Origin of the sequence: Paenibacillus tritici, assembly GCF_018207515.1 — a bacterium.
GTDB lineage: Bacteria > Bacillota > Bacilli > Paenibacillales > Paenibacillaceae > Paenibacillus_AQ > Paenibacillus_AQ tritici.
The window spans coordinates 3,897,528-3,924,272 of record NZ_CP073365.1 but is presented as its reverse complement, the minus strand read 5'-3'; the positions used below and the strand labels follow the sequence as shown (position 1 = coordinate 3,924,272).

Genomic DNA, 26,745 nt, shown 5'->3' with positions numbered 1-26,745 from the left:
TGATCAGCCTTTCACCGCACCAATCATGGCGCCTTTGACAAAATACTTCTGAACAAACGGATATACCGTGAGTATCGGCAGCGTAGAGACCATAATCGTCGCATATTTGAGCGATTCTTCAACGACCTGATTATCTCCCCCGATCCCGGTCACATCCCCCGAGCTGGCACTTCCCGCCAGCACCAGATTGCGGAGCAGCACCTGGAGCGGGAACAGATCCGGGGTGCGCAGATACAGCAGCGGGTAGATGAAGTTGTTCCACATGCCCACGGCGTAAAACAAAGCAATCGTGGCGAAGGAAGCCTTCGACAGCGGAACAATGATCCGCATGAAGATCCCGATATCATTCAATCCGTCGATGCGGCCTGATTCCTCCAGCTCCTTGGGAATACCGGAGAAGAAGGTCCGCATCAGAATCAGATTCCAGGTACTGACCGCGCCCGGCAGCACCATGCCCCATACGGTGTCCACCATATCCAGGGAGCGGACGACGAGGAAGGTCGGGATCATTCCACCGCTGAAGAACATCGTGATGACGATCAGCAGGGTGAAGGTACCCCGCAGCGCCATATCCCGGCGGGAGAGCGCATAGGCTCCTGTCGAAGTAACTACCAGCGAGATCAGGGTGCCTAGCACGGTGTAGATCAGCGTGTTTTTATAGGCCGTCCAGATCTTCGGGTCTCCAAGCACCAGCTCATACATATTCACATTGAAGCCCTTGGGCCAGAACGAGATGTTGTTCTTGATGACATTGACATCACTGCTCAGGGATACCGCAAGCATGTGCAGAAACGGATAGAGCGTAATCACTACAACCCCCAGCAGGAAGACCGTGCTGACCACGTTAAACCAGGAAAACTTCGGTGATCTCATCACCACACCTCTTTTCTACCATAGACTTGTCTCGCTGACACGGCGGCTGATGTAATTGGCACTATAGATGAAGATCAGGCTGATGATGCCCATGAACAGGTCAATGGAAGCGCCGTAGCTGAAATTACCCTGCTCCATTCCGACCCGGTAGACATAGGTACTGATGATATCTGCCGTATCGTAGATCGCCGGGTTCTGCATGAGGAAGACCTTCTCGAAGCCGATCTCCAGCACCTTGCCGATATTCAGAATCAGGGTGATGACAATCGCCGGTGAGATGCCGGGCAGCGTGACATGCCATATTTTGCGCATCCGGCTGGCCCCGTCCATATCTGCCGCTTCATAGAGCTGCGGGTCAATCGCCGTCAGAGCAGCCAGATAGATGATGGTCTCCCAGCCGATATGCTGCCAGATCTCCGACAGGACATAGATCCCCCGGAATAACCCGGGCTCGTTCATGAAGTTAATCGGTCCAATTCCGAACGTGCCCAGCAGATTGTTAATCAGGCCTCCGGTGGGTGACAGGAACATAATGACCATGCTCGCCACAATGACATTGGAGATGAAATGCGGCAGATAGCTGACGGTCTGTACGAACTTTTTGAATGTTGCCTTGCGCACCTCGTTCAGCAGAATAGCCAGGATGATGGGAGCCGGGAACCCGAATACAAGCTTGTACAGGCCCAGCAGTAAGGTGTTCTTCATCAGCGGCCAAAATTCGGGATTCTCCACAAACATCCGGTAGTATTTCAGCCCCACCCAGTCGCTGGCCCAGATCCCTTTGAACAGATTATAATCCTTAAACGTAATGACGAGGCCAAACATCGGCGCATACCGGAAAATCAGATAATACAGCAGGCACGGCAGGAACAGCAGCCATAGCGCTTTGTTATGGTGCCAGGTCCGCAGCAGCCGCCCCTGCCGCCGGTAGGGATTCTTCAGTTCCTTTCGCAAGTTGTCTTGTACTGCACTCGGTTGAGCCATAGGCATTCCCCTCACGTTCTTAATGATGGCTTGGATGTCAGCTTACTTCCCCGCTGATTCCCGGGTTTGTCTCCGAAGTATAGCCGCAATGGTTTGGTAAGCGCTATCAGCATGTTATATAACTTTTCGCCTTATCTGCATATTTCCCGATACCTGCGTATAAATCGTTAAAAGTGCATATTGTGCGTGTCAGCTTTATGCCGCTATGATAGGATAAAACTATGTATAAAGCGGCTGCACCAGAAGGGGGACTACCTATGAAGAGACTGCTGACCAGCCAATTTGCCCTTAGCGGCTTGTTTGTCAAGCTCATGCTCAGCTTCCTGAGCATCATCCTGCTGCTGGCTTCCTTCAATCTGTTCTCACATCTATATCTTAGCGGCAAGGTGTATCAGGAGGTCGTCCGGCAGAATGAGCAGGCGCTCAAGCAGACGGTGGAGGGGTATGAGAATCACTTCCGGCTGACCCAGAATATGATTCTGGCGCTCACCCAGTCGGATACGTGGACCGCCAATCTGGGCATTCTCAGCCATCTGAACGAGAACCGGCGTTACGATGTTGTGAACGAGGTGAAGTCGGATTTAATGACGCTGTACGGCAATCCTTTTTTGCATATTGAGAATTTCATTCTGTATTTCAAGACGGAGGATTATGTGCTCGAAAAAGAAGGGCTTAGCAGCACCAGCGACATGTTCGGCAAATATTATTCCAGTCAGGAATATACGGCGGACTTCTGGCGCAACCAGACCATGGACAACCAGTATCTGAAGGTCATGCCTGCCGCCTCCTTCACAGAGACAACGATGAGCTCCACGCGCCCGCTCGGACGGCTGATGCCGGTGCTGATCAAAGCGATTCCTTACGAAGAGGTATACGGCCTGGTGATGCTGAATCCGCAGCGGCTGGAGAAGGCTTATGGGGATGCCGGCAAGAATCCCTTCTATATAATGGATGCGCAGGACCGTCTGCTCTTCACCACAGCGGAGACGAAACTGCCGGCTCTGAAGTATGCGGGTAATACAAGTGCCCATGAGCGGATCGGGGATCAGTATTATTTCTATGAAAAAGGGGCGCAAACCGGCTTCACCTACGTCAGGGTGACCGAGGTTGCCGCCATCGCAACCGGGCTGCGCGGCATGAGGCTGCTGCTGGCTGTACTGCTCACTGCGTCGGTGCTGGTCAGCCTGCTATTCTCCTTCTTGTTCAGCTTCCGGCTCAACCAGCCGCTTCAGCGCCTGGTCGCCGCGCTTGACCGCACAGCAGGCAGCGGCCCCGGCAAGCGGAGCAGCGTGAAGGAATTCGCCATTATCGGCGACCGGCTGAGCTCCATCCTGGAGAACAATCAATTCATCCAGAACGATCTGGATCACAAGAATTCGCTGGTCCGCCAGTATGCATATACCCATAAAGTGAAGAATATTCCGCTGAACGCTAAGCTCGGTGATCTGGAGGAGGCGCTGCATTCGGAACAGCCTTACGCGTCTATCCTGTTCAAGCTTAGCTTCACTGGCATACCGGAGGAGCCTGAGAAGCACACACTGGCTCTATGGCAGCTGGTTCAGCGTCTATTCACCGGAGGGGAGGGCGAGAGTGTCGTCCTGCAGCCGGAGCAGGACCTGCTGCTCTTGCTGCTCTTCAATCCGGGTCCGCAGAGCGGAATTCTTCAGGTGCTGGGCACCTTGCAGGAGCTGCTGGCCGAGGAGCCTTCCCTCTACCTCACCATTGCAGTCAGTCCGGTATACTCCGGGGAAACCCCGTTTACCGATGCTTACCATAACCTGACGGTACTGCTGAAGGAACGCAGATTAAATCGGGAGACCCAGATTATTGTGGAGCCGCGGGCCTCGTCAGCCAAAGCGTTCCATAGGAAGGTAACGAACGGGGATGAGCTGCATAACCTGCTGCAATCCGGCAGCGAAGAAGCAGTCTTCGGCTGGGTGGAGCGTCAGCTGGAGCAGCTCCGGAATAAGGATGCCACCGCTGAGGATTTCCGGACATTTGCCCGCGGGGTTGTAGAGCAGACAGGCAAAACGGTCATGAAGCAGAACCTGCCGGAGCTTGAAGCGGGGCTTCTCTCTGCGCTGTCCGGTGAGCCGTTCGCCGCCCTCTATTCCACCGTTCAATACCGCGAATGGCTGAGCGGGCTGCTCACTCCTGTGCTTGCGGCCATCCGCAATGGCTCGGAGATTCGTGATCCGGTCATCAGCTTCGTACTAGAGTATCTGGACAAGCATTACGGGGAGGATATTAATCTGAGCGTTGTAGCCGACAAGCTGAATCTGACCTCGGGGTATTTGTCGAGCATATTCAAAGAGAAAACCGGGATCAACTTCAGCGAATATCTGAACACGCTGCGGATCGAGCGGGCCAAGGAGCTGCTGCTGAATATCGACCTGCGGATTCAGGATATTGCGCTTCAGGTCGGCTACCAGAATGTGAATTCGTTCATCCGCACGTTCAAGCGCAGCTCCGGCTTAACGCCGGGTGAATACCGCAAGCGGTACGATCAAAAGCATTCAACAAATACGGGCACGTACGACCACGAATAGAAGTACGACAGCAACCATTCGCTAAATAAAGGCACATATGCGAAAAAAGAGGACGGCAAACGCCTGTCCTCTATGTTCCTGTTAGCCCTGGTTGAAACCATTAGGATACGGTTTCCCGGAGTGCTTCCACCGTTATGCGTTCAATGAATTTGCTGTATTTCTCTTTCTTTTTCCCATGCTCCTGAAAGATTGAAATCAATCCGGTAACGATTGGAATTAGCCGTTCCTCTTTGACCCCGGATATAAAGAGCCGGGCAAGTTTCGCTTTCAAGCCTTTAGCTTCTCCTCCGATATAGATATCAAATGTATCTCTCATCTTCACAACAGCAATATCTTTTAGCAAAGGTTCACTGGTCCCTAACGCGCATCCGGCGTATCCGATCTTTAAGGGACTTGGGACCTCATGACCGGCAATCATCTCATCCAGCGCCTTGGCTACATCCAATCCGGCATCCTCGGCACCTTTGCAGAAATTGCAGGCGATCAAGCTTTTGGTGAAATAACCGGAAGGATGGATCTGCAAACCGGATTTTTGGAGTTCATCCTGTACCTCTTCCAGCCGGTCCTCCTCCATCGCAACATACAACTGCTTAAATGTGGTCAATTCAATTTTAGCATTGTCACCAACAATGCGGCCCAGAATTGCCAACTGTTCCGGTTTAAATACCGTACCGCCAACTTCAAAGCCGGGTGTGACGGCAAACTTCTTTACGGCCACTCTTAGCTCACTCTCCCTATGATTAGGCTGTATTAAGGAACATTTATGACAAAAGGCACCGTAAACACCTGGTCGTTATGCTTGAATTGTCCCCATATTTTATAGAGGCCGCTCTTCGGAAATGTCGTCATAAACTGGGCATCCGGTCCTGAAGCTGTCTCTTCCATCGGATGCACATGCAGATACTCTTCTGTACTCTCCGTCAAGATCACAACATGCCCAACAGCTCCCAGATAGGGTTGAAGGTTTGTAATGGGCGTCTTCGTTTTTTCTTGTTTAAAGGTATAGGTAAGCATCAATTCTTTGTTTGCCGCTAATGAATCAAATTGCAGGGTTACCAGTTTCCCGTCTACGGCTTTGGTAAGCTCCTTCTCGGGCTGGACCGGTTGTGCTGTTGCAGTGTCTCCTTCGACATGCACCCACTCCATTTTACTCATCGCGCTGCCGCCAGTTGGAATAAAATCGGCAATCAGCTTGTAATCCCCGCCAGCTGGAAACTGAGTCTTAATTTCAAATAGTCCGTTTCCTTTAAATGCCGGGTGTATGTGATTAAAATACGATAAATCTTTGCTGACTATCATCATGTGCAGCTTCTGTTCATGGCTGATATCGAATTTATCAAGCGGTTTTCCATCATTTCGAACTTCCAGATGAATGATCGTATCCTGCTTAGCCTGCGCCTTTTGACCGCCTGCAAGCGTCCATACCGCCTTCACCTTATCGGCTTTAATGATATCCCCGCCTTCCTTACCATGACCTCCATGACCTCTATGTTCGTGACCTGCCGGCTCCTTCGCTTTGTGATCTGTTTGATGTCCTCCGTGATTTTTATCCATCATGGTTGATCCCCTTTCTTTGATTCGCTCGTTAAACTTTCATCCGTTGAAGCCTCAATGCATTCAGTACTACAGAGACGGAGCTGAGTGCCATGGCTGCTCCTGCCACCCAAGGTGCTAACAATCCGAGTGCCGCAATCGGGATACCGAGCGTATTATAGCCAAGCGCCCAGAACAGGTTTTGACGAATGTTGCTCATCGTTTTGCGGCTCATGTAGATAGCATCCGGAATGCTGTTCAAATCGCCGCGCATCAAGGTTACATCAGCCGCTTCCATTGCGACATCTGTTCCTGTTCCGATCGCCATGCCGATATCCGCCATCGCCAGTGCAGGAGCGTCATTGATGCCATCGCCGACCATCGCTACTTTCTTGCCCTGCGCCTGCAGTTTCTTCACTTCTTCCGCCTTGCCTTCCGGCAGGACTTCCGCACGGACTTGATCAATACCGACTTGCTTGGCGATCGCCTGAGCTGTACGTTCGTTATCACCAGTAATCATGATAACCTCAATACCCATGTCCTTCAGCCGGGCTACAGCTGCTTTTGAGGTTTCTTTAATGGTATCTGCCACCGCGACCAGACCTGTGTACTTACCATCGATCGCGATCAGCATGGCTGTCTTGCCTTCCTCCTCGAGCTGTGTCATATGATCAAAGGCATGTTCGACAGAGATCTTATATTTGGCCATCAATTTGCGCGTGCCGGCCAGAATTTCCTTGCCTTCGACCATCGCACGGATACCATATCCCGGAATCGCCTCGAATTGTTCTGTACCCGGAAGCTCAATGCCTTTGGCTGTGATACCGGATACGATCGCTTCTGCAAGCGGATGCTCAGAGTCCTTCTCAGCAGCACCAACCAAGCGAAGGAAATCTTGTTCATTCATATGCTGGACGGCAACATCCGTGAGTTCCGGCTTGCCTTTCGTTACGGTACCGGTTTTGTCAAGAATAATAGCATCAATTTTATGAGTAGATTCCAGATGCTCGCCGCCTTTAAACAGCACACCGAGCTCCGCGGCGCGTCCTGATCCCGCCATAATTGATGTTGGTGTTGCAAGTCCAAGCGCACATGGGCATGCAATAACCAGAATCGCAATCGCCTTCTCCAGTGCACCCGCGAAATCGCCAGGCGTAACCCAGAAGTACCAGACCAGGAAGGCAGCAATCGCAATGCCGACGACGATCGGTACGAAGATGCCGGAAATGACATCCGCTACTCGTTGAATCGGTGCTTTCGAGCCTTGTGCTTCTTCCACAACCTTTATGATTTGAGCAAGTGCAGTTTCTTTGCCAACCTTGGTTGCTTTCACTTTTAATCTGCCGTTTTTGTTGATGGTTGCACCTATGACGTTATCTCCGGCTTTCTTCTCCACAGGAAGACTCTCGCCTGTCAGCATCGATTCATCGACTGCGGAACTTCCTTCGAGTACTTCCCCATCCACCGGAACTTTCTCACCTGGTTTAATCACGACGATGTCGCCGGTAAGTACCTCTTCCAAAGGAATCGTCATTTCTTGGTTGTCACGAATGACCAAAGCTGTTTTCGCCTGCAGTCCCATCAGCGTTTTGATAGCTTCGGATGTGCGGCCTTTGGCAAGCGACTCGAACAGCTTCCCAAGAATAACAAGTGTGATCAAGACCGCGCTTGTTTCGTAATACATGGCCGGACCATGGTGAGCCATGCTGCCCATTGAAGCCCACTCAAGGGTTAAGTAAAGACTGTAGAAGTAAGCAGCTGACGTTCCCAGTGAGACGAGCACGTCCATATTTCCACTTTTATTGCGGAGGGCTTTGAAAGCACCCACATAAAACTGCTTGCCGATGTAGAATTGGACCGGTGTCGCCAACGCTAGCTGAAACCACGGATTCATGAATAAATCCGGCATCCAGATCCATGATAAGAAGGTAAAGTGACCAACCATGGACCAAAGCAAGGGCAGTGAAAGAATAGAGGAGATGAGCAGCTTGCGCTTTTGCTGCGCAATGGCTTTCTCCCGGTGCTGGGAAGGACCCGCTTCCTCCTGCTTTGGAATCGCTTTGTATCCGAGCTTCTCCACCCGCTTTTGGATTTCGGCTATCGTGACTTCTGCTGCGTTATATTCAACCCGGGCCGTCTCTATGGCGAAATTAACGACAGCGCTCGTGACGCCAGGTGTTTTATTCAGCGTTTTTTCGACTTTGACGGCGCATGCTGCACAGAACATGCCGACAAGATTGAAATCGACAACTTCTTTGGCCGTACCGTAACCGAGTTTCTGAATACTTTGTTCCATTTGTGAAACACTGACTTTATTCGGATCATACGTAACCGTAGCCCGTTCCAGTGCAAAGTTCACGGTTGCTTCCGTTACGCCTTCGAGTTTATTTAATCCCTTTTCAATCCGGTTTGCACATGCGGCACATGTCATTCCGGTTAATTGCAGGGAGGTTTGCTCCGTTTCCAACCTGGTTGCTTCCATCACGAGCGCCTCGCTCCTTTCATCGATTGATTAAACTACGTCGTATCCTTGTTCTTTAATGGCTTCTTTAATGGCATCCAGCGTTAATTTACTCTCATCATATGCAACTGCGACCGTACCGCCGGAAAGATCAACCTTCCCGCTTGCTCCGAGTGTTCTCAGAGCACCTTCGATTGAGTTCACACAGTGTCCGCAAGACATACCTTCAACATCTAGATTTACATTTTTCATCATTCATTTCTCCTTTTATGATCTATTTGTTTATTTCATTAGCTTCTGTATGGTTTGCAGCAGCTCTTCAACGACTTCTGAATCGCCTTTTTGAATGCGATCCACCACACAATCTTTAAGATGTCCCGTCAGAAGAACTTTTCGCACTCCGTTAAGTGCGGCTTGAACGGCAGCGATTTGATTCAATACCTGATCACAATACGTATCCTTTTCGATGAGTCCCCTCACACCGCGAATTTGCCCTTCAATCCGGTTTAACCTGACGACTAAGTCATCCTTCACCACACTCGAATGATGACTTTTTCGGCCGTTGCTCATCCCGCAGCACTCTTGTTCGATCTTCGTTTGAAGCTCATCCAATGTTCATCACCTCCTTGAATGTAGTATACCCCCCTATACTATATAAAGTCAAACGAATTTTACTACCTTACCTCTCTACCCTATATTTTATGCAAAAAGAAAAGGATTCTTGCGAATCCCCGGCAGTCACTTATTTCATTAATTTATTTATCGTAACCAATAACTCATCAATTACTTCATTCTCGCCCTCTTGAATGCGTTCAATGACACAGCTCTTCATATGGTGCTCCAAAAGCAGTTTACCGACGCCGTTCAAAGCCGATTGAACCGAAGAGATCTGATTCAGAACGTCATCACAATAGGTATCCTTCTCAATCATACCCTTAAGGCCCCTAACCTGTCCCTCAATCCGGTTAAGCCGACTGATAAGTGCGTTTTTGCTTTTTTCAGAATGATGGCTTTTCCGCTCATTGGTACCGCAGGATTCGTGCGTGTGTGTATTGGCCTCTTGAATGATATCTTCCATGCCCTCACTCCTTTCTCTTTGCTTATATTGTACCATAGTCCCCCTACCCTATACAAAATCATAAATAGTGGAGACCAGGCTGGAACAAAAAGGCGATCCAGCCTTATTATGGCCTGGATCGCTTAAGTATAGGAAATCTATGCTTTATTGTTTAGGCATCCGTAAAAAGAGCAGCGAGAGAGCCGCACCTGCGATAGCAGCAATCGCCGCGCCAATGAATGCAGCATTAACCCTCCTAAGAAAATAACGTAAGCATTGAACACCCACTGCAAGTTATCCTGGGAATAACCCAGGGCTTCCTTAATGGCCGGAAGCGCGACTCCGATAATGGATGTATTGATATTCCTCTTTGCAGAAGGTGTTGCTTATTATGGGTTGCATAGGGTAGGGGACTATATGATATAATTTCATCGTTCGTATCAAATATGAGCGAGGAGGCAAGTAATGAGCAATGTAGAAGTATACACAACGCCAACGTGTGAGGATTGTAAAAATTTCAAAAAGTTCTTAGGGGAACATGAAATTTCGTTTACGGAGTATGATATTGCCGATCACCCTGATTATGCCGATACACTTCGAAATCGGTCAGGGAAAAATTTAGTTCCTACTATTTTTATCGATAATCAGATATTTTTCGGTTTTGTATTCAATCGCCAAAAAATCGAAAAATTGCTTCTTACCTAGTTTCTCAAAAAAAGAGCCACTCCCTGCAGAGTGACTCCTTTCTTCTTATATTCAAATCAATCTTTTTTTTCGCAATGTAAAACCCTCTTACGGATTGGCCCCGGCGGGTTTCCCTGCAACTACCGGGAACCCCGGCTTCAGCCGGAAATCGTCACGGGCGGCGTCCCTGAACTGCGGATCGGCAAACTGCGAGCTGGAATCGTTCCCCGTGCTGCGCTGGTAGAAGGCGAAGCCGGGGTATTCCTTCTTTTTCCATACCCAAAAGGCCTGATCTGCCCCTGCTTCTGTATAATAAAGGTTGCTGCCCAGCGTATTATTGCTGTTGCTTGTATATTCGTTGCTGATCATAACGCCGGAATCACCTGCTACGATAATATTGCGGGTAATGACATTACCGCTTAAGTTAGCTTGCAGATACAATTGGCCGTTGCCATCGCCCAGCAGGTCGTTCTTGTAGAGCGTATTAGACTCGATGATACTATCGCTGGTGCCTCCACGCTCCTCGTCATAACCGCCCATGGCAATACCGGTCAGCCGGTTGCGGTAGATCAGATTGTTTTTGACCGTAATATCCCTGGTTAGCCTTCCCTTATGTTCGGAAGCAAGCTCAAGGCCGATGTCATTATCATATAAGCGGTTCTGCTCCACCCGGATGGACCTTCCTCCGTCGATGTAGATTCCACCTGCCGCATGGCTGTCATTGGGTACAGGGTTCCCGTAAGACGGATTAAGATTGGACGAAATCCCGTAGACTACATTTCCTGTGACCGTTCCGTTACGCGCTTGATCCACCCGCTCGTCTCCCGCTGTTCCCTCATATCCGATCAGGTCGATCCCGATATTATCGCTGTCATGAACGATATTGTTCGTAATCTCAAAAGTATCCACATTGCCGTTCACAACCAGCGCCTCACTTGAGCCAAGCACCAAATCGTACACTTCATTGCCATCAATAATCATTCCTTGCAGCGCTTCCTTCGCTTCGGTTCCGTACACGGCAATTCCATGGGCATCCCTTCCGGTAAGCCCGTCCCCTTCAGGCGTGGCCGTATTGGCTATGGAATGAATGCGGTTATTGAGCACAGAGAGGTCCTTCCCTGAACCGTGAATATAGATACCTGCGGGAATGTCGCCAAGGGATGCTGTCTTATAATTGCGGATTTCCAGTTGCTGAATCGTTACATAGCTGGCCTGATGGATCTCGACCATACCCTCCAAGCCGTCAACCGGCAGGCCTTCGCCGTCAAGCACCGCCACCTCATTCGGATAACCGGCGAATACGACAGGACCGGCATCCTTCGAGCCGCCCTTGGAGATGTGCAGCTTCTGATGGTACACGCCTCCGCGAATATAGACACGGGTTCCCGGCTCTGCGAGGTCCGCAGCATGCTGAAGCGTCTTCCAGGGCGAATCTATGGTCCCTTGATTACTGTCAGCTCCATCGACAGCCACATAGTAAGTGTTGGCCTTATCCGGCTGCGGCGCTGTACTGGCCTTCGGGGCCGGAGCTGTGCTATACGTGTATTGCGGCTTAGCTTCCGGCGGAGCTTGAACGGATAACGGCATGTTCCGGGCGCCTGAACATCCGGGTAATGCGATAATACTAAGCACGATAGCCGATCTCCAGAAAATTCTTAGCATCTATCCACTCTCTTCTCAGCTTATTTATGATCCTCACCCAAATAAATACGGATGATTGTATCCATATATTGCATGACCTCGGTGGTCATCCCGTACACCCGTGCAGCTTGTCCCTCTTGCGGTGTAATGTACTCCCAATATTTCTGAATGAGCTGCTCATCACCGCCGAACATCTTGTCGGCATATTCTATAATAGAGGCCGCGAGCTGCTGCGACGCTTCGGAATCGGGCGGTTCTGCCAGCAGTCCGGAGACACGCCTGAGAATATCGGACCACTCCATAGCGAGCGGATTGCTTACATCGTTAATCGGCAGCACCTCCAGCTCTTCCGGAGTGAAGGCCTGCTGCCGCAGCTGCGGACCCTGGGAAGGCTGTTCAAGCTCACGGATAAATCCGAGCATCTCCTCAATATTCACTTGTTCGGTTGCCCGCATCGCGTACAAGGTGGAGAACAGCAGATGCTCTACCGCCCGCAGCTTCTCCTGCTCCTGCTTCACGAAGACCATCTGCTGCGTAAGTGCACGGCTCCAGACAGCAGTATCCTGGTGTGCAACCTCACCGTTGTCGAGAATCACTTTAATTTCACTCAGCTTGAAATGCATTTGCTTCAGCACAGCAATCTTCTGCAGCCGTAGAATCTCATTCTCGCTATAAGAGCGGTACTGGTTCCCGGTATCCCTGTCCGGCTCCAGCAGGCCCAGCTTCTCATAATAATGCAGGGTGCGGACAGACACACCGGTTAGCTTGGACAGCTGGCCTACGGTATACATGGGCTTTCCTCCAAATAGGAATATTTGCTATATAATAAGCAATTAAGAGTTGAACTTGAAGCTCCATCGTCACTGCGGTGAACATTTGGACTTCCGGCCGCTGTTGTCCCCAGATTTCTTGATTTTGAACCGCTGTAAGCGGGTGAAATCCGGTGACAAAGGCGGTCGCTACCGCTCCTACAGTTCCAAATTTCCCCTCCGCTTCTTTTGCTTTTAGTTTATTCCTTTAGTGCTTCTTATATAGAAGGTTGGGCACAGTAAATCATCCGGCACTGGCATGGCCGGATGATGGTTTATTACTAGTATGCTGTCCGCAGGCGCCGGCGGCGCCACAGATTAAGCAGCGCCAGCAGCCCTGCGCTGCCGATAATGATTACACCAAACTGGATCACAACGGGACCGGTCCCCGCCTCCAGCTCGCTGTATGTCAGCAAGCGCCGGTCCTGCTGCAGGATAACGAACCGCGCAATTTCCAGATAGGCCACATGAAATCCGATGGAAGCCCACAGTGATCCGGTCAAGCTGCGCCATAGCTGAAGCATCGTGCCATAACATAACAGCATAATCACATACTCTGCATTAATACTGCTTCCGCGGTCGAGCCCGCTCCAGGCTTGCAGCTGGTTCACCGTCACCGGCACCAGCACAAACAACAGCACCTGAGCGCCGTAAGCTGCGAAGGCAGGCAGGCGCAGCCGCAGGCCGCTGTATACTATTCCTCTCATTGACAATTCCTCCGGCAGCGCCTCGTACAGGAAGGCAATACATGTGTTGAAGGCTACAGCCAGCAGCAGCTCCGCAGAGAAATGCCAGGCTGTAATGGTGGTCCAGCCCAGCATACCCGTAATTATGAAGCCCAGTCCCCCCATCAGCAAGGCGGACGCTGCACCGCCCAGCATATGCAGGAATGCGGCTGGTGTCAACGGTAGCAGCCTGGCGGTCAGGCGGAACCGGCGCTGGATGAGACAGACCGCGGGCACAATAAGCAGCGCCGCAGTCAAAGCTTGGACAACGGCAATTTCGTTATCCGTTGCATCGGAAGCCCGGACGGCGTTCCCGGCAACAGTAGCAGTGAATAGTCCTATGGTCATTGCGAGCCAACCAAGCGCTGTAATTGCCAGCCAGCTGCGGTCAGGTGTACGTCTTAAGATGTTCGATGATGGCAATGTTGTTTTGTCCATTTGTGATCCCTCCTGCTTCCATTGTAAACCCTCCAGTATACGTCAGGGTCAACCCTGGATTAGCAGGAATGATGCGTTAATTCCGTGATGAATAGGATCAGGACACACCGAAATATTCCTTAATCCCTGCTACAATAGCAGCCGCCACCCGGTTCTGGAATTCATCCGAGAACAGGATCGCTTCCTCTGTAGCATTGGACAGGAAGCCTACCTCTAGTAGCGTGGCCGGCATGGTCGAACGGCTCAATACGATTAATTTTTTAGACTTGACCTTACGGTCGGTGAAGCCGGTTGCCCCTTGCAGATGCTTGTGTATCATATCGGTCAGGGCTTTACTGTCTTTCCTGTAATAATAGGATTCGGTCCCCCGCACATCCGGCCTGTTTTGGACAGAGTTCGCATGAATGGATACAAAGGCATCCGCCCCGAGTTCATTGGCCATCTCTGCACGCCTGGGATTGGTCGGGTAGGTATCATCGCGCCGGGTCATTACAATATGAAAAGCCGGCTCCTGCAGCAGCAGACGCTCCACTTTTAAGGCCAGGCTGAGGTTGAAATCTTTCTCCAGCGTGTTCGTTATGCCGATAGTGCCAGGATCAGCAGCGCCGTGTCCTGCATCAATCACAATAATTTTTTTCCCGTTCCCCGGAGGGGCAGGCTGTACTGAAGGCGGTTCTTGGGAGGAAGAGTTCAGGTCGACGATCAGTAGGCGTGAAGCGACATCTTCCTCAATATAACTGGTATAATTCGTATCTGCAGAGAGTGCTAAAGTGACCCGAACGGTTGAAGCATCTGTTCCCGTGAGCTCGTAATACACCTTGCTAACCTTTGGAGTTCCGGTAATGGCCTGCTCTCCTGATTGGGTCTGATTATCCCAGAGCACCGTCTCTAAGAAGGAGGCGGACAGGGCCGTTTGTGGAAGCTCGACTACAATCTGCAGAGGTTGGTTCCCGGCATAGACCTTGGGTTGAACCTTGCCTTCAAAAGCAATCATCAGGCGGTTGCCGCTGAAGCTGAGCCCGTTGACCGTTGAGGCTCCGGCTGCCGGGGCGGGCGGAACTGCCGTGCCTTCAGGCTTGGGAGAAGCTGAAGGTTCAGGAGTTGCTGTAACAGCAGGCGTGGCGGCCGGATCTGTATCAGGCCCCGAACCCGGTTGCGGAAGAGTTGATGAAGTCAAGCCGACAATCTTGCTTTTGTTGTCCCAGCTCACCCCTACGCCCATGGCTTCGCTAATGAATCTTAGCGGCACGACCGTGGTTCCGTTGAGGTTCCGGGGAGCTGCGGACAGCGGATGGGAGGTTCCGTCAATCCAGGCATTTTTGTGCCCGATCGTGAGTTCTACACTGCCCATCTCCTTAGGGATGGTTACGGTGCCAACCTGCTGGTTCCAGATTACGCCCATGCCCAGATTCTCCGCAATGATCCGCAAGGGAACCATTACACTGCCATTGATAATTTCTACCTTGTCTTTCTTTTGCAGAGGGATAGCTTGTCCGTCCAGCAGGATCGTCGGGCGGTTCTTGGCGGCAGCCTGAGCCTGTCCGCTAACCGGCAACAATAAGCATAGGGCTACGAACAGGAGCAAATAACTGAGCCTTCTCATAGGTGCATCTCATCCATTTCGTCTAATTTTGGAATTAACAGTTCTAAATGTAGACGCCAATAATTGGAATAGGTTGCGCATGAATCTGCGTCGCACGCAGTGTCTCCGTTATTCTGGTACTCCGGTTCATAGGTACAGAATGAGTAGAATACATGCAAGCAGCAGCCCACCAGCCGCATAATCAGTCCGCGAAAAAGTCAGCACCCGATAGGAGGTACGGCCCTTCCCGTTCCCGTAAGCTCTTGCATCAATCGTCATCGCCAGTTGCTCGGCGCGCTGAATGGTCGTTATGAGCAGCGGCACAACCAAGGACAAATAAGCCAAACCCTGCCTGTGTCCTCTAGCAGACTTGATGTCGAAGCCTCGGGCCTGTTGTGCCAGAATCATGCGGTCCAGCTCCTCGCTAATCGTTGGAATGAAACGAATGGCCAGCATAACCGTCAATGCCATAGCTTCTACCGGAACTCCCCAGGCAGACAGCGGCTTAAGCAGTTGCTCCAGCCCTTTGGCAAGCTCCAGCGGCTTGGTGGTGAGTGTTAAGAGTGAGGCCAGCGATACAAGCAAAAGAATACGCCAGACCACGAAGACTCCGCTCTCTATCCCTTCCCGGGTGACCAGGAGATGATAGAGCAAGGTGAAGGACACAATGAGCAGAACCGGCTTGATGGCTCTGCCGAAGGTACGGAAGGGGACTCTGGACAGCAGCAGTTGTCCGCCCGCCAGGACAGTCGCCACCGCGTATCCGCCCCATGTAGTGAGGAAGAGACAGCAGAATGTGAAGGCAAGCACACTCAACAGTTTGGTTCGGGGGTCAAGCCGGTGGACGACCGAATCTGAAGCTATATATTGACCCCATAGGACGTTATCCGCCATGGTGCAACCCTCTTGACTGCCAAACGGGTCTCACCAGCCGCAGAATATCTTCTTCCCTGCAGCTCGCTGGCTCCAGACTACACCCGGAAGCAGCCTCCATCCATCTCAAAAGCTGTACCGGCTCCGGCAAAGGCAGTCCGGCCTGCTCCAAGAGCTTACTTTGTCTCAGAAACAGTTCGTTCACCTCCAAATGGGCCAATAAGCGCCCCTGTGTAAAGATCATAACCTCATCCGAATATTCGGCAACATCCTCTATCTGATGAGAGATGAATAGCACCGTCCGTTGCTTCTCCCGCTGCCATGCCTGAAGCTTCTTCAGCAGAGCTATCCTGCTTAGGGGATCAAGCCCGGCCGTCGGCTCATCCAGAATAAGCAGCTCAGGCTCGGCAATCAAGACAGATGCGATAGCGACGAGACGCTTAAGTCCCCCGCTGAGCTGTAACGGGTTCTGCTGGAGAAGGCTTTCCGGGAGTCCGAGCTGTCCCATAACGCTTTTGACAGCTTCGTCCAGCTTGTCAGGGGCTGCTCCCTTCACTTTGAGGGCAAAGGCCAGTTCTTTATACACCGTCGTTTCAAAAATCTGTTGCTCCGGAAACTGAAACACATAACCCGCTTGCGGAACGGCTGTCCTCTTGCCTCTTCTATCCCCCGGCAGAGACTGCCCGTTATGCGTATATTCGCCTGTACAGAAAGGAGTCAGTCCTGTGATCACTTGCGCGAAGGTGGACTTTCCGGCTCCGGCCTGCCCAATGACCGATATCCATCTCCCCTTCTGAAGAGTACAGCTTACCGATTGCAGAATGTCTTTGCCGTTGATTCTTACACCTACGTCCTTTAACTCATAGACCATAAGCCGGTGATCGTCTCCTTCCAGTCTGCGCACAATGGGGCTCGTAACCCAAGCGCTTGATGCAATCTCACCGCAAAAGGAAGCGCAAGCGAATGTTCAGCAAGGGATACATTGCCGAACAAGGCCGAGGGCGTTCCGTCGAAGACGATTTCGCCGCGGCTTAGAAGCAGGACCCGGCCGGACGACAAGATCTCTTCCATATGGTGGGTGATATGAATGATCGTCATGCCCTGCCGGTGCAGGGTATGAAGCACATCCAGGATGGATTGTCTCCCCTGCGGATCGAGCATAGAGGTCGCTTCATCCACGATCAGAATAGAAGGCCTCATCGCTATGACGGCTGCCAGCGCGACCCGTTGTTTCTGGCCGCCTGACAATTGATGCGGCATCGCCTCCGCATACTCTACCATGTGAACGGCTCTTAGAGCGTCATTCACCCGATCGGCTATTTGATCCCCGGGGACACGCAGATTCTCCAGCCCGAAGACGACTTCATCATGAACCGATGTGGTGATGAACTGATCATCAGGATTCTGAAATACCAATCCGGCCCTCTCCCGAATCGCCCTGAGATCCTCTGGATTCAGGGTATTCCGCTGCCCCAGCTTCACCTGTCCCTCTCTTGGCTGCAGCAGCCCGTTCATTAACTTGGCGAGTGTGGACTTTCCGCTTCCGTTCCCTCCAATGATGGAGGTGAATTCGCCCTGGCGGATGGTGAAGCTTAGCTGACGGAGAACGGGAACCCCCCGCCGGTAGTGATAATCAACTTGATCAAAAACAAGCATCTGCGTATACCCCCTCCTTCCGCTGTTACCGTCTCTCATAATCCACCTGAGACAGGCTCCTATTCATAAGACCCGCTCCACCAGAACGGCCAGCCCCATTCCGCCGCCGATGCCAAGCGTTGCCAGCCCTCTGCGGTATGGATGCTGCAGCATTTCCGAATACAGGCGTGTCATGAGGATCGCACCGGATGCTCCATAAGGGTGGCCCAGCGCCAAGGCTCCGCCGCCAGGATTGACCTTCTCCCTTGGAAGCTGGAGCTCACGCAGCGACGCCAATACCTGGGAGGCAAAGGCTTCATTGAATTCAACGATATCCACATCGTCTATATTCAGCCGCTGGCGGCTAAGCAGTTGCCGGACTGCCGGGACCGGTCCGATTCCCGGATACCGGGGGTCCACTCCGGCGGCCTGCGAGTCCACAAACCGGAGGACGGGGGTGAGGCTCAGCTGTTCACAGGTCTCACGCGACATCATGAGCGCCAGAGCAGCGCCATCATTAACAGGACAAGCATTACCGGCTGTAACCGTCCCGTTAGGTGCAAAAACAGGCGGCAGACTGTGCAGCTTCTCCAAGCTCGTATCCGGTCTCGGACATTCGTCAGCCGTGATCCGGTAACCGTTGACTTGAAGCGGTACCAGCTCCGGAGCATACCTGCCTGTACGCTGGGCGTGAACCGCCTTCAGATGGCTCTCCAGCGCATACTGGTCCTGCTCCTCCCGGGAGACACCATATTTGTCCGCCACAAGCTCTGCGGCAAGCCCCATGTCCGGATCTCCAAAAGCGGCAGGGGTGAACGGTGCGCGTGTATATAACGTTGGTGTACCGGTCAGAGCGGCGGGTCTGAGCAGCTTCCAGGGCGCTCGGCTTGCGCTTTCGACACCGCCAGCCAGGAACAGGTCTCCGGCTCCGCACTGAATGAAGCGGGCAGCCATAATGATGGCTTCAAGCCCTGAACCGCATTGACGGTCGATGGTGACGCCGGGAATGCTAACAGGCAGCCCTGCTTCAAGCACAGACTTACGGGCAATATTCCCTCCCGGGCCCACTGTGTTGCCTATGATGACATCGCTGATCCATTCCGGCGGCAGCTTGGCTTCCGTAACGAGGTCCCGGATCAGCGGGGCAATCAGCTGCTCCGGTTCGAGCGTGCTTAGCTGTCCGCCTATTTTTCCGACAGGGGTACGCTTGGCCATGACCAGAACGGCCTCTTTCATATCGTCCCTTCTCTCACGTGGTTTTTCATGATTTGACGGGCTATTTTGCCGGAACTGGTAAGAATGAAGCTGTCCACTGTAATCAGCTCCTTAGGTACTTTATAGCTTGCAAGAAAGGGACGGGAATACTTCCTGATTTCATCTAGACTGAGCTGCTCTTCTCCACTCCACTCGATCATGGCCGTTACCTGCTCGCCCCATCGGTCTTCCGGTTTGCCGAATACCATAACCTCCCGGATACACGGAATGCGGAGCAGCACAGCCTCCACTTCTTCGGGAAATACCTTGAGTCCCCCGCTCTTGATCATGTTGCCGGCGCGGCCGGCCAAGTGCAGATGCCTGTCCTGATCAAGGAGCATATAATCCCCTGTTCGCAGCCAGCCCTCCCGGAATATGCTTGCTGTCTCTTCCGGCAGCCGGTGATATCCTGCGAACATCATTTCGCTTCGGATGTACAGTTCACCAACCGTTCCCGGCGGGACCTCTTGGAACTGCTCGTCACGGATGGTCATATGCACGCCATCGAACGGCTTCCCCAACGAATCGGGCGGCTCCTCCCCGGTGATCTCCAGATAGCTGATGTAGCTGGCCTCCGATGATCCGTAATATTCATAGAGCTTCGTGTCCTTGAATAGTTCACGGCATCTCTGCTTCGAGGCCCCGGACCACTTGCCGCCAGAGCTGATCAAAGCCTGCATGGGGACCTGCACGGGATGAGAAGCTGCCAGTTGAAGCAAAGCATCGGTCATCGCAGGCACAACGAACAGGATCATGCCGGGTTCGCGGGTACAAAGGTTCAGTACGCTCGCAGCCTCGAATTCCGGGAGCAGATGAAACGTCGCCATACTGTACAGGGATTGCATCATGGCGAACAGCGACAGAGAGTGTACGAACGGCCCGGGGGCAAGCACTTGCTGTATTCCGTTCAGCTTGAAGGCCTTCTCCGTCGCCTGAAGGCTTCTTAGCCATGACACATGGGTCCGCATATACCCCTTAGGGAGGCCGGTTGTGCCAGATGTATACCCGATGAACAACAGCTCGGGGTTCTCCTCTGCTATGGCAACCGGCTCGAAGGCAGCTAACCAGGAGCTATAGCTTCGGGCTTCCCGCCCTTCACCGAAAGATAACTGCGGAATCTCTGTATAACGTTCTACTAGGTCAGCCGTAAAGCGTTCTTCACAGGCGATTAGTACGGGCTCACACTGCCGGATTACCCTATCTATCTCAGCGGAAGGCCATTTGGGGTCCAGCAATACGGGAAGACATCCCGCATAGACCGCGCCGAGAAGCAATTCAGCGAATTCCATACGGTTTCCGGACAGAATGGCGATGCTCTGCTTCACGTGCCCGTCATGCCTGAGTCCGGCGGATACCTGCTGAACCCGCCTCATGAGCTGAGCGTAAGTCCGCTCTTCACGGCCGTCCGAAAGGGCAACACGGTGAGGATTCATCTGTGCACGTTCCAGAATGTTCTGTACCAGGTTCATAGGTCTCTCACCCCTGCGCCTGTTCTTCAATCGGACTGACGGCCCGGAGCTGCATCGTGATGACGGCTGCAATAACGGCTTTGATCAGGTCTCCCGGAAGAAAAGCCGTGGCACCCGCAAGTCCGGCCCAGACCGATGTATTCGTTATCCAGGCCATGATGGATGCGCCGATCAGATTCACCAGGATGACCCCAAAGGCCAGATTGACGGCGATCAGCTTCCAGGTGCGGGCCTTCGGCCATATTTTCTCGGCATACCAGCCGATGAGTCCGGCTGCGACGGGCCAACTGAATATGTATCCTGCTGTCGGACCAACCAGCACCGCCAGTCCGCCGCGTCCGCCGCTCAGCACCGGCAGGCCAATCGCTACCAGAATGATGAATATGATCAGGCTGAGGGCGCCCATCCGTCTGCCCAGAAAAGATCCGGCGAGCATCACGCCCAGCGTCTGGGCAGTAACCGGAACGGGGATGAAGCCGAGGGGCACGGGCGGAATCAAGCCAAGCACCGCGATGAGAGCTGCGAATAATGCCGCATATACAAGTTCTTTGGTCTTCAAATAGATAACCTCCTTGATTAAGATAAGCTGAATTATAATCGAGGTTTAATCTATTGTAAACCAATAATTAATTAAGGGTTTACAATCGGGCCGGAATAACACACTTAAGTTTTCCTATTGTTAGATAAGCATGATAAGATATTCGAAGAGTGTTGATCGGCAAGTTATTCTTTTGGAGGGTTAGGTCCATGACAGTTAAACAACAACTTCTAGCCTTGCTCGAGGACAGCAAAGGTGAATATATATCCGGTGAAGACATCGCCGGACGCTTATCCGTGACACGCAGTGCCGTCTGGAAGGCCATAAAATCACTGCAGTCAGAAGGTTATTCCATATTGGCTGTAACGAATAAAGGATATTCCTTGTCGCCTCATACGGATATCCTATCCGCCGCTGCCATTGCCAAGTACCTGGATGCACAGGGGCAAAAGCTGCGCGTCGAAGTCTTTAAGACGATCCCTTCAACCAACGAAGCTGTGAAAATCCTGGCCACCGGCGGAGAAGCGGAGGGCAAAGTGATCCTGTCGGAAGAACAGACCGCCGGACGGGGAAGAAAAGGCCGGAAGTTCTTTTCGCCCCCGGGCACAGGGATCTATATGAGCATCCTGCTGCGTCCCAAGCTGTCCGCAGCAGAATCCACACTGCTGACGACTTCCGCCGCGGCCGCTGTTGCCCTTGCGATCGAGCGGGTATCCGGCAAAGAGACGCAGATTAAGTGGGTCAATGACGTATTCATGGAAGGCAAAAAGGTATGCGGCATTCTTACAGAAGCCTCCATGTCCCTGGAGAACGGGTCGCTTGATTATGCCGTGCTCGGCATTGGGATCAATGTCGCATTTCCGGCAGACGGCTTCCCTGATGAGCTCACCGGGGTTGCAACCTCTGTCTACCCGGACAGCAGTGCCCAGGGTGATCTCCGCAACCGGCTGGTGGCCGAAGTGCTTAACCGTTTCATGAGCTATTATGAGCATCTGACAGACAGGCAGTTTCTTACCGAATACCGGCAACGAATTCTATCGCTTGGCGGACCGGTCCTGGTGATGAAGGATCATATACAGCGTAAGGCAACCGCTCTAGATATTGATAATGATTGCCGTCTGAAGGTCAGATACGAGGATGGTGCCGAGGAATATCTGTCAAGCGGAGAAGTCAGCATAAGAATGTAGCAGTTAACGGAATAGCAAAAAACCGCGATACCCTGGGGCACCGCGGTTAGGAACAATCCTGTTCTTATTGAGCTTGCTTCAACTGGAGCTGCTTCATGAACTCATTGAATTCCCCGGCAATTTCCTTGTATTTCGTATGGTGCAGGTAATGTGAGCCTTCCATCGGGATCAATTTACCTTGGGCCGATTGCTTGGCTTGTTCCTCATGCAGCGGAATCCATTGCTTGTTGCGCTCGTTATTGGATACAGCGAAGAGCAGGACCGGCAAATCATGCGGATAAGTCAGGTTTTCGGCATTTTTGAAATTGGAACCAAGGTGACCCAGCTCATTCATCAATGTTGAATTGCTGGAGACCCGGTTGGTAATCAGGTTCATCTGTTCTTTGGTATGCTCATCATAATCAAGCGATTTAAACGGATCTCCGCTCAATTTTTTGATCAGCCGCATCACCCCTGAATCTTGAGCAAACTTCATGGTCTTCAGCGGCAGCTTGACATCCATGCCCGGCTGATTGGGAACACTGCTGTCGATCCCCACGAAGGCTTGAACTTCATCCGGATAAGCGTTCACATAAGATACAGCGTAGAGCCCGGTAATGGAATGTCCCATCAGAATGTAACGGTCAATCCCAAGCTGCTGCACCGCTTCGTGAATCTCGCTGATGATATTCTCTGTGGTTCTTTCTTTGTCCGTTCCATCACTGAGGCCATAGCCGAACGGCTCGATCGCCACCACTTTGTAGTTCGGAGTCAATTGATCAATGAGCAGCTTGAAATCAAGTACTGGCGATGCGGTTCCTTGCCCTGGAAGGAGAACGATCGTCTGCTCGCCGCTGCCTTCAATCAGCACATTCATCTTTTTGCCGTCAACATTGACGTATTGGCCATACGATTCAATTTTGTTTTTCTCGATCCCTTTGCTGATCACATTAACGACAAACGTGATGCCGATGAACAGCACAAGCACCCCGATGATGCCCCCTATAATTTTCAACCATAAGTGCCGTTTCTTCCGGCCCTTAGTCCCTGTCTGCTGAGTTTCTGCTGATTTTGCCATGTCCATCTTCTCCTGTCCTTCTGTCTGTAGCGCCACCTTAGCGGCATAACTGAAGTATAGTCACCCAAGATGTCCTCTTCGTGACGGCAATATGAACGGAGTATGAACACTTAATAATTATTGCATGATTGTCATATTTAAAAATTGCGCGTCATCCAATTGGTCATCCGGTCTTCCATTTGCCTTGACGGGAGCAGGCGTACCTTGGTAGAGAATCCGGCCGTCAGTTATGTCGGCTACTGCTATAATAGGCATGCTGTTGTTCTTAAAATAATCGCCAGTTTGCAGCAGCAGATAAATCCGGCCGTCTGCTACCTGGGCTTGACTGATTGTTCCCTTGCCGAGTTGACTCGCTTTAATAGTCACTTGGGGATGAGCGAATCCGATCGATAGGTCATAGCGGTTGATTGTCACCGCCTCTTCCGATAGGTGCATGGTAGTGTACGTAGCTCTCTCCAGGGAATGGAGAGTCCAAGACCCCGGTCTATTTTCTTCTTCTGCTCCAGCGACAAGCGGCAGTTCCTTCACATCTCCAGAAGCGTACTGGTACTCAAAAAGTCTTTCAGAGAATATCGTAGGAATAGTGTCGCTTGCTGATACGGTATTATCAGTTCTCTTGCTGCTCTCTGTCACCAAAAACAGCACCCGGGAGTTGGCCGCCGTCGGCTTCTTTTCCGCGATGATCTGTATTTGCAGTTCACGATCGTTCCTGGAGGGCTTGCCTAATGGCACTTGGACACTGTGAATAGGTAAACCTGTTTCGGCATTAAACACCATGTCGATAAGTTCATTACCTGAGTTAACTCTGTTAACGTTGGTAAGAACGTGTATTTCTGATCCAGCCTTCTGTACATCTATCACGTTAGTATATTGTACAGAATCGGTCAGTTCATCCGTGTAACGGACTTGCTTGCCGGTTGCCAAATCCAGCGAATCGATACTCCAGCGAATCGTTCCTTCCTGATCCGTATCTTTCGAATGGGTATAACTCGCTTTCGCAAAGATGAGTGTGTCTTGATCCGAGTAATAGCCATCAGTACCCTTCTTCCCCCTCATGAACCCTGGATGCTCCTTATACAGCGCTTTAAACTCAGAAAAAGTCTGATCATGAAAAGGCCCCTTGTTTTTCATCCATTGATTCGAGAACGTCTGCTCAGATCTCTTGCTGCCCGATGTGGACACTTCAATGGGGTAAGAACCTTTACCGCCCACATAACTCCCGAGCAGAGTCAATTTGGATGCTTCGGCCAGATCCCCTTCTAATGTCTGCAGCTTATATTCCGGCAGGCGCAATTCTGCACCATAAGCATAAAAAGTTCCGAGCGAAGCCAATATTAACAGAATAAGTGCGCTCGTGATCATATAACGTTTCATTAGTCATTCACTCCCTACACGGTAATCTTCTTCGAGACGAGCCTGAAGCCGAGTGTGAGCGTAAAGCCCATCACCATAAGGTAGATGCAGAAACGGATGGCTGTTATCTCTCGAGGATAGAAGTAATTATACAGATTAAGATAAACTGCGCCTCCGATTGCAGCCCCACATACGGCAACATACAAGATCGCATAAACAATACCGGGCAGGCGGTAGCTTCGCTCGAGCAATACTGCCGTAAAGAGAACAAAGACAGCCAGAATGCCTATTCCATAATAGACAACAAATTGAATTCCATCCAGCGGCAGCAAGAAACGGACGAACACCAGATTTGAGGCAACCGCTTCGGCAAATAGGGAGGACATCCGGTATTCGGAGGGAACCATCCAGTTGAACAGCTGACGTTCCAGCAGCAGCATCAACAATTGGAACGAGACCATGGCAAAAACAAATACAAAGATAGCAGTGGCTTTGGCCATATATACGTTCCGCCTTGCCGTCGGCAGGGTAAACAACCGATAGGCAAACTTATCTCTACCGATCCAGTCGCGGTACCATATCAGAAAGACATACAAACCCAATACTACAATGCTGATCAAAATAGGTATCGCAAACAAGAACTGCAAATCTCCGATGACATCGGCAAATGAAAAGTTACGTGTAGAATGCTCTCCCAAGCGGGCTGCCTCTCTCCACCCCTTAACTCTTACTTGCGTAGTATGCACAAGTCCGGTGATCTGAATGGCCGCCGTCAAGAACATCAGGCTGAAGAGAGCGTACCGGAAGCGATGAACCTCCAGATGAACGAGCTTTAGATATCTATTCAAGTGAGGAGCACCTCCTTCATGACGTCAACGACAGATTTGCTTTCCTCGCTTCGGACTTGTTCGCATTCAAAGGAACGGGCAACAACCCCATCACGCAGCAGCACTGCTTTGTCGATGAGATACTCAACCTCTTTCACTTCATGAGTAGTCAGGAGAACGCCGCGGTTGCCGACCAGTTCACTGGAGAACACCTCCGCGATTCTCTCCCGGTTGAATAAGTCTATTCCAGCAAAGGGCTCGTCCATGATCACATAATCGGAGTCTTGAGCCAAACCAAGCACCAGATTGAACTTGGCAGCAGTCCCCTTAGATAAGCGGCCCGCACGTTCATCGAGATCAAGGTCGAAGAAACGCATAAGTTCGTTCGCCCTACCCTTGTTCCAGCAGCTATAAAAGTCTTCCATGAACCGAAGCGCGTCAGACAGCTTCATCGAAGCCGGAATCGCCAAATGATCAGGAATATAGGAGACTCGTTCATAAGTATTCTGATTAATCTCTTCGCCATCAATCCGAATGCTTCCCCCATGAATCGGCGTCAGTCCCATAATCGTTTTGAGTATCGTTGATTTACCCGCTCCATTAAGTCCGAGTAGACAAGTGATTTGTCCCTTCTCGGCAGTGAACGTGACGTCCTTTAACACCTCTTTGTATGTGTATTTTTGGCTGACACGCACGAGCTCAATCATCGTTATTTCCTCCTTCTCCACTCTCAAAGGGGGCTTCCGGGGGCTCCTGTCTTTTCCCCGCCTGTGCCTCTGTGTATTTTTGCTGAATCACATCCAGCAGCTCGTCCAGTGGAACGTCTATGTTGCGAATGGTAGCCACGAACGCTTCAACGGCTGTGCCGAGCAGCTCTGCCCGAATCTGTCTCAATACATCCAGCTCCAGAGTGATGCGACTGGGGGAATTGCCTTCCGTTACAATCAAGCGCTGATCCTCCATTTCCTTGTATGCTCTCTGAGCAGTATTAGGGTTAATCTTTAGCAGGGCTGCCAGCTCTCTTCTAGACGGTATGGTCTGACCAGACTGAATAACGCCGGTTACGATCTTCTCTTTGAAAAGGCGGACGACTTGAGCATAAACAGGATCACGGCTGTTGAAAGTGATTCCGGCCCATTCATTGACTTTGTTCAAAAGTGACACCCCTTATGCTCGCAAGTGTGTACTAAGCGGTTCATACACTACAAAGTGTATT

At 51.5% G+C, this 26,745-nt stretch carries 26 protein-coding genes; 3 read left to right on the top strand and 23 right to left on the bottom strand.

What is annotated here, in order from left to right:
• Positions 1-3 precede the first annotated feature (3 nt).
• On the bottom strand, positions 4-873 hold the full coding sequence (locus tag KDC22_RS16785; protein WP_173137343.1) for a carbohydrate ABC transporter permease: 870 nt from the start codon (positions 871-873) through the stop codon (positions 4-6).
• Positions 874-888: 15 nt separating this feature from the next.
• Positions 889-1,857 (bottom strand): ABC transporter permease, encoded by a 969-nt coding sequence (locus tag KDC22_RS16780; protein WP_425516944.1) that lies wholly within the window; start codon positions 1,855-1,857, stop codon positions 889-891.
• A 257-nt stretch (positions 1,858-2,114) separates the two neighbouring features.
• Between KDC22_RS16780 and KDC22_RS16775 the strand changes: the two genes are divergently transcribed.
• The gene (locus KDC22_RS16775; RefSeq protein WP_211719714.1) at positions 2,115-4,406 is read left to right on the top strand and encodes a helix-turn-helix domain-containing protein; all 2,292 of its coding nucleotides are present in this window, start codon (positions 2,115-2,117) and stop codon (positions 4,404-4,406) included.
• Positions 4,407-4,506: 100 nt separating this feature from the next.
• Here KDC22_RS16775 and KDC22_RS16770 read toward each other — a convergent pair whose 3' ends face one another.
• The 6 genes from KDC22_RS16770 to KDC22_RS16745 form a co-directional block, all read right to left on the bottom strand.
• Complete coding sequence (locus KDC22_RS16770) at positions 4,507-5,124, bottom strand: NAD(P)/FAD-dependent oxidoreductase (RefSeq protein ID WP_173137349.1); 618 nt, start codon at positions 5,122-5,124, stop codon at positions 4,507-4,509.
• 32 nt (positions 5,125-5,156) lie between these two features.
• Positions 5,157-5,963, bottom strand: coding sequence for a hypothetical protein (locus tag KDC22_RS16765; RefSeq protein WP_211719713.1), 807 nt, complete (start codon positions 5,961-5,963; stop codon positions 5,157-5,159).
• A 28-nt stretch (positions 5,964-5,991) separates the two neighbouring features.
• Positions 5,992-8,421, bottom strand: coding sequence for a heavy metal translocating P-type ATPase (locus tag KDC22_RS16760; RefSeq protein ID WP_211724081.1), 2,430 nt, complete (start codon positions 8,419-8,421; stop codon positions 5,992-5,994).
• A 30-nt stretch (positions 8,422-8,451) separates the two neighbouring features.
• The gene (locus KDC22_RS16755; RefSeq protein WP_211724080.1) at positions 8,452-8,652 is read right to left on the bottom strand and encodes a cation transporter; all 201 of its coding nucleotides are present in this window, start codon (positions 8,650-8,652) and stop codon (positions 8,452-8,454) included.
• A gap of 30 nt (positions 8,653-8,682) precedes the next feature.
• Positions 8,683-8,970 carry a metal-sensitive transcriptional regulator gene (locus KDC22_RS16750; RefSeq protein WP_211724079.1) on the bottom strand — a complete coding sequence of 96 codons (288 nt, stop codon included), beginning with the start codon at positions 8,968-8,970 and terminating at the stop codon, positions 8,683-8,685.
• A gap of 172 nt (positions 8,971-9,142) precedes the next feature.
• Positions 9,143-9,478, bottom strand: a complete 336-nt coding sequence (locus tag KDC22_RS16745; RefSeq protein WP_173137353.1) for a metal-sensitive transcriptional regulator — start codon at positions 9,476-9,478, stop codon at positions 9,143-9,145.
• Positions 9,479-9,922: 444 nt separating this feature from the next.
• Here KDC22_RS16745 and KDC22_RS16740 point away from each other — a divergent pair, with 444 nt between their 5' ends.
• On the top strand, positions 9,923-10,162 hold the full coding sequence (locus KDC22_RS16740) for a glutaredoxin family protein (protein ID WP_211719712.1): 240 nt from the start codon (positions 9,923-9,925) through the stop codon (positions 10,160-10,162).
• Between the two features lie 87 nt (positions 10,163-10,249).
• On the opposite strand, the gene KDC22_RS16735 is transcribed toward KDC22_RS16740, so the two are convergent.
• The 10 genes from KDC22_RS16735 to KDC22_RS16690 all read right to left on the bottom strand — a co-directional run bounded on the left by KDC22_RS16735 (position 10,250) and on the right by KDC22_RS16690 (position 21,126).
• The gene (locus tag KDC22_RS16735) at positions 10,250-11,728 is read right to left on the bottom strand and encodes a right-handed parallel beta-helix repeat-containing protein (protein WP_211719711.1); all 1,479 of its coding nucleotides are present in this window, start codon (positions 11,726-11,728) and stop codon (positions 10,250-10,252) included.
• 95 nt (positions 11,729-11,823) lie between these two features.
• Positions 11,824-12,573 carry a MerR family transcriptional regulator gene (locus tag KDC22_RS16730; protein ID WP_211719710.1) on the bottom strand — a complete coding sequence of 250 codons (750 nt, stop codon included), beginning with the start codon at positions 12,571-12,573 and terminating at the stop codon, positions 11,824-11,826.
• Between the two features lie 299 nt (positions 12,574-12,872).
• Positions 12,873-13,754, bottom strand: coding sequence for a CPBP family glutamic-type intramembrane protease (locus tag KDC22_RS16725; protein WP_211719709.1), 882 nt, complete (start codon positions 13,752-13,754; stop codon positions 12,873-12,875).
• Between the two features lie 97 nt (positions 13,755-13,851).
• Entirely contained in the window at positions 13,852-15,357 is a 1,506-nt protein-coding gene (locus KDC22_RS16720; protein ID WP_211719708.1) for an N-acetylmuramoyl-L-alanine amidase, read from the bottom strand.
• 126 nt (positions 15,358-15,483) lie between these two features.
• Positions 15,484-16,230: an energy-coupling factor transporter transmembrane component T family protein gene (locus KDC22_RS16715; RefSeq protein ID WP_211719707.1), complete on the bottom strand. Its 747-nt coding sequence runs from the start codon at positions 16,228-16,230 to the stop codon at positions 15,484-15,486.
• Positions 16,220-17,113: an ATP-binding cassette domain-containing protein gene (locus KDC22_RS16710; protein WP_246552680.1), complete on the bottom strand. Its 894-nt coding sequence runs from the start codon at positions 17,111-17,113 to the stop codon at positions 16,220-16,222. The genes KDC22_RS16715 and KDC22_RS16710 overlap by 11 nt, the downstream gene beginning before the upstream one ends.
• Positions 17,065-17,904: an energy-coupling factor transporter ATPase gene (locus KDC22_RS16705; RefSeq protein WP_246552671.1), complete on the bottom strand. Its 840-nt coding sequence runs from the start codon at positions 17,902-17,904 to the stop codon at positions 17,065-17,067. Before KDC22_RS16705 ends, KDC22_RS16710 begins: the two co-directional genes overlap by 49 nt.
• A 24-nt stretch (positions 17,905-17,928) precedes the next feature.
• Positions 17,929-19,080, bottom strand: a complete 1,152-nt coding sequence (locus KDC22_RS16700) for a thiolase family protein (protein WP_211719706.1) — start codon at positions 19,078-19,080, stop codon at positions 17,929-17,931.
• A complete protein-coding gene (locus KDC22_RS16695) occupies positions 19,077-20,567 on the bottom strand; it encodes a class I adenylate-forming enzyme family protein (RefSeq protein WP_211719705.1) in 1,491 nt (496 codons plus the stop codon). Before KDC22_RS16695 ends, KDC22_RS16700 begins: the two co-directional genes overlap by 4 nt.
• A gap of 7 nt (positions 20,568-20,574) precedes the next feature.
• Complete coding sequence (locus tag KDC22_RS16690; protein ID WP_211719704.1) at positions 20,575-21,126, bottom strand: biotin transporter BioY; 552 nt, start codon at positions 21,124-21,126, stop codon at positions 20,575-20,577.
• A gap of 188 nt (positions 21,127-21,314) precedes the next feature.
• On the opposite strand from KDC22_RS16690, the gene KDC22_RS16685 reads away from it, so the two are divergent.
• Entirely contained in the window at positions 21,315-22,292 is a 978-nt protein-coding gene (locus tag KDC22_RS16685; protein ID WP_211719703.1) for a biotin--[acetyl-CoA-carboxylase] ligase, read from the top strand.
• A gap of 64 nt (positions 22,293-22,356) precedes the next feature.
• Here the strand turns inward: KDC22_RS16685 and KDC22_RS16680 are convergent, their stop codons facing one another.
• From KDC22_RS16680 to KDC22_RS16660, 5 genes are all read right to left on the bottom strand, one after another.
• Positions 22,357-23,349: an alpha/beta hydrolase gene (locus KDC22_RS16680; RefSeq protein ID WP_211719702.1), complete on the bottom strand. Its 993-nt coding sequence runs from the start codon at positions 23,347-23,349 to the stop codon at positions 22,357-22,359.
• 117 nt (positions 23,350-23,466) lie between these two features.
• Positions 23,467-24,723, bottom strand: a complete 1,257-nt coding sequence (locus tag KDC22_RS16675; RefSeq protein ID WP_211719701.1) for a hypothetical protein — start codon at positions 24,721-24,723, stop codon at positions 23,467-23,469.
• Positions 24,724-24,737: 14 nt separating this feature from the next.
• On the bottom strand, positions 24,738-25,550 hold the full coding sequence (locus KDC22_RS16670; protein ID WP_211719700.1) for a hypothetical protein: 813 nt from the start codon (positions 25,548-25,550) through the stop codon (positions 24,738-24,740).
• Complete coding sequence (locus KDC22_RS16665; protein WP_211724076.1) at positions 25,547-26,236, bottom strand: ATP-binding cassette domain-containing protein; 690 nt, start codon at positions 26,234-26,236, stop codon at positions 25,547-25,549. Before KDC22_RS16665 ends, KDC22_RS16670 begins: the two co-directional genes overlap by 4 nt.
• The gene (locus KDC22_RS16660; protein WP_216857389.1) at positions 26,229-26,684 is read right to left on the bottom strand and encodes a GntR family transcriptional regulator; all 456 of its coding nucleotides are present in this window, start codon (positions 26,682-26,684) and stop codon (positions 26,229-26,231) included. Before KDC22_RS16660 ends, KDC22_RS16665 begins: the two co-directional genes overlap by 8 nt.
• Positions 26,685-26,745 lie beyond the last annotated feature (61 nt).

Excerpts from the sequence above, each read along its gene's own strand:
- KDC22_RS16785 (WP_173137343.1), bottom strand. The coding sequence starts at position 873 with ATGAGATCACCGAAGTTTTCCTGGTTTAACGTGGTCAGCACGGTCTTC.
- KDC22_RS16780 (WP_425516944.1), bottom strand. The coding sequence starts at position 1,857 with ATGGCTCAACCGAGTGCAGTACAAGACAACTTGCGAAAGGAACTGAAG.
- KDC22_RS16775 (WP_211719714.1), top strand. The coding sequence starts at position 2,115 with ATGAAGAGACTGCTGACCAGCCAATTTGCCCTTAGCGGCTTGTTTGTC.
- KDC22_RS16765 (WP_211719713.1), bottom strand. The coding sequence starts at position 5,963 with ATGATGGATAAAAATCACGGAGGACATCAAACAGATCACAAAGCGAAG.
- KDC22_RS16760 (WP_211724081.1), bottom strand. The coding sequence starts at position 8,421 with ATGGAAGCAACCAGGTTGGAAACGGAGCAAACCTCCCTGCAATTAACC.
- KDC22_RS16755 (WP_211724080.1), bottom strand. The coding sequence starts at position 8,652 with ATGAAAAATGTAAATCTAGATGTTGAAGGTATGTCTTGCGGACACTGT.
- KDC22_RS16750 (WP_211724079.1), bottom strand. The coding sequence starts at position 8,970 with ATGAGCAACGGCCGAAAAAGTCATCATTCGAGTGTGGTGAAGGATGAC.
- KDC22_RS16745 (WP_173137353.1), bottom strand. The coding sequence starts at position 9,478 with ATGGAAGATATCATTCAAGAGGCCAATACACACACGCACGAATCCTGC.
- KDC22_RS16740 (WP_211719712.1), top strand. The coding sequence starts at position 9,923 with ATGAGCAATGTAGAAGTATACACAACGCCAACGTGTGAGGATTGTAAA.
- KDC22_RS16735 (WP_211719711.1), bottom strand. The coding sequence starts at position 11,728 with ATGCCGTTATCCGTTCAAGCTCCGCCGGAAGCTAAGCCGCAATACACG.
- KDC22_RS16730 (WP_211719710.1), bottom strand. The coding sequence starts at position 12,573 with ATGTATACCGTAGGCCAGCTGTCCAAGCTAACCGGTGTGTCTGTCCGC.
- KDC22_RS16725 (WP_211719709.1), bottom strand. The coding sequence starts at position 13,754 with ATGGACAAAACAACATTGCCATCATCGAACATCTTAAGACGTACACCT.
- KDC22_RS16720 (WP_211719708.1), bottom strand. The coding sequence starts at position 15,357 with ATGAGAAGGCTCAGTTATTTGCTCCTGTTCGTAGCCCTATGCTTATTG.
- KDC22_RS16715 (WP_211719707.1), bottom strand. The coding sequence starts at position 16,230 with ATGGCGGATAACGTCCTATGGGGTCAATATATAGCTTCAGATTCGGTC.
- KDC22_RS16705 (WP_246552671.1), bottom strand. The coding sequence starts at position 17,904 with ATGAGAGACGGTAACAGCGGAAGGAGGGGGTATACGCAGATGCTTGTT.
- KDC22_RS16700 (WP_211719706.1), bottom strand. The coding sequence starts at position 19,080 with ATGAAAGAGGCCGTTCTGGTCATGGCCAAGCGTACCCCTGTCGGAAAA.
- KDC22_RS16695 (WP_211719705.1), bottom strand. The coding sequence starts at position 20,567 with ATGAACCTGGTACAGAACATTCTGGAACGTGCACAGATGAATCCTCAC.
- KDC22_RS16685 (WP_211719703.1), top strand. The coding sequence starts at position 21,315 with ATGACAGTTAAACAACAACTTCTAGCCTTGCTCGAGGACAGCAAAGGT.
- KDC22_RS16680 (WP_211719702.1), bottom strand. The coding sequence starts at position 23,349 with ATGGCAAAATCAGCAGAAACTCAGCAGACAGGGACTAAGGGCCGGAAG.
- KDC22_RS16675 (WP_211719701.1), bottom strand. The coding sequence starts at position 24,723 with ATGAAACGTTATATGATCACGAGCGCACTTATTCTGTTAATATTGGCT.
- KDC22_RS16665 (WP_211724076.1), bottom strand. The coding sequence starts at position 26,236 with ATGATTGAGCTCGTGCGTGTCAGCCAAAAATACACATACAAAGAGGTG.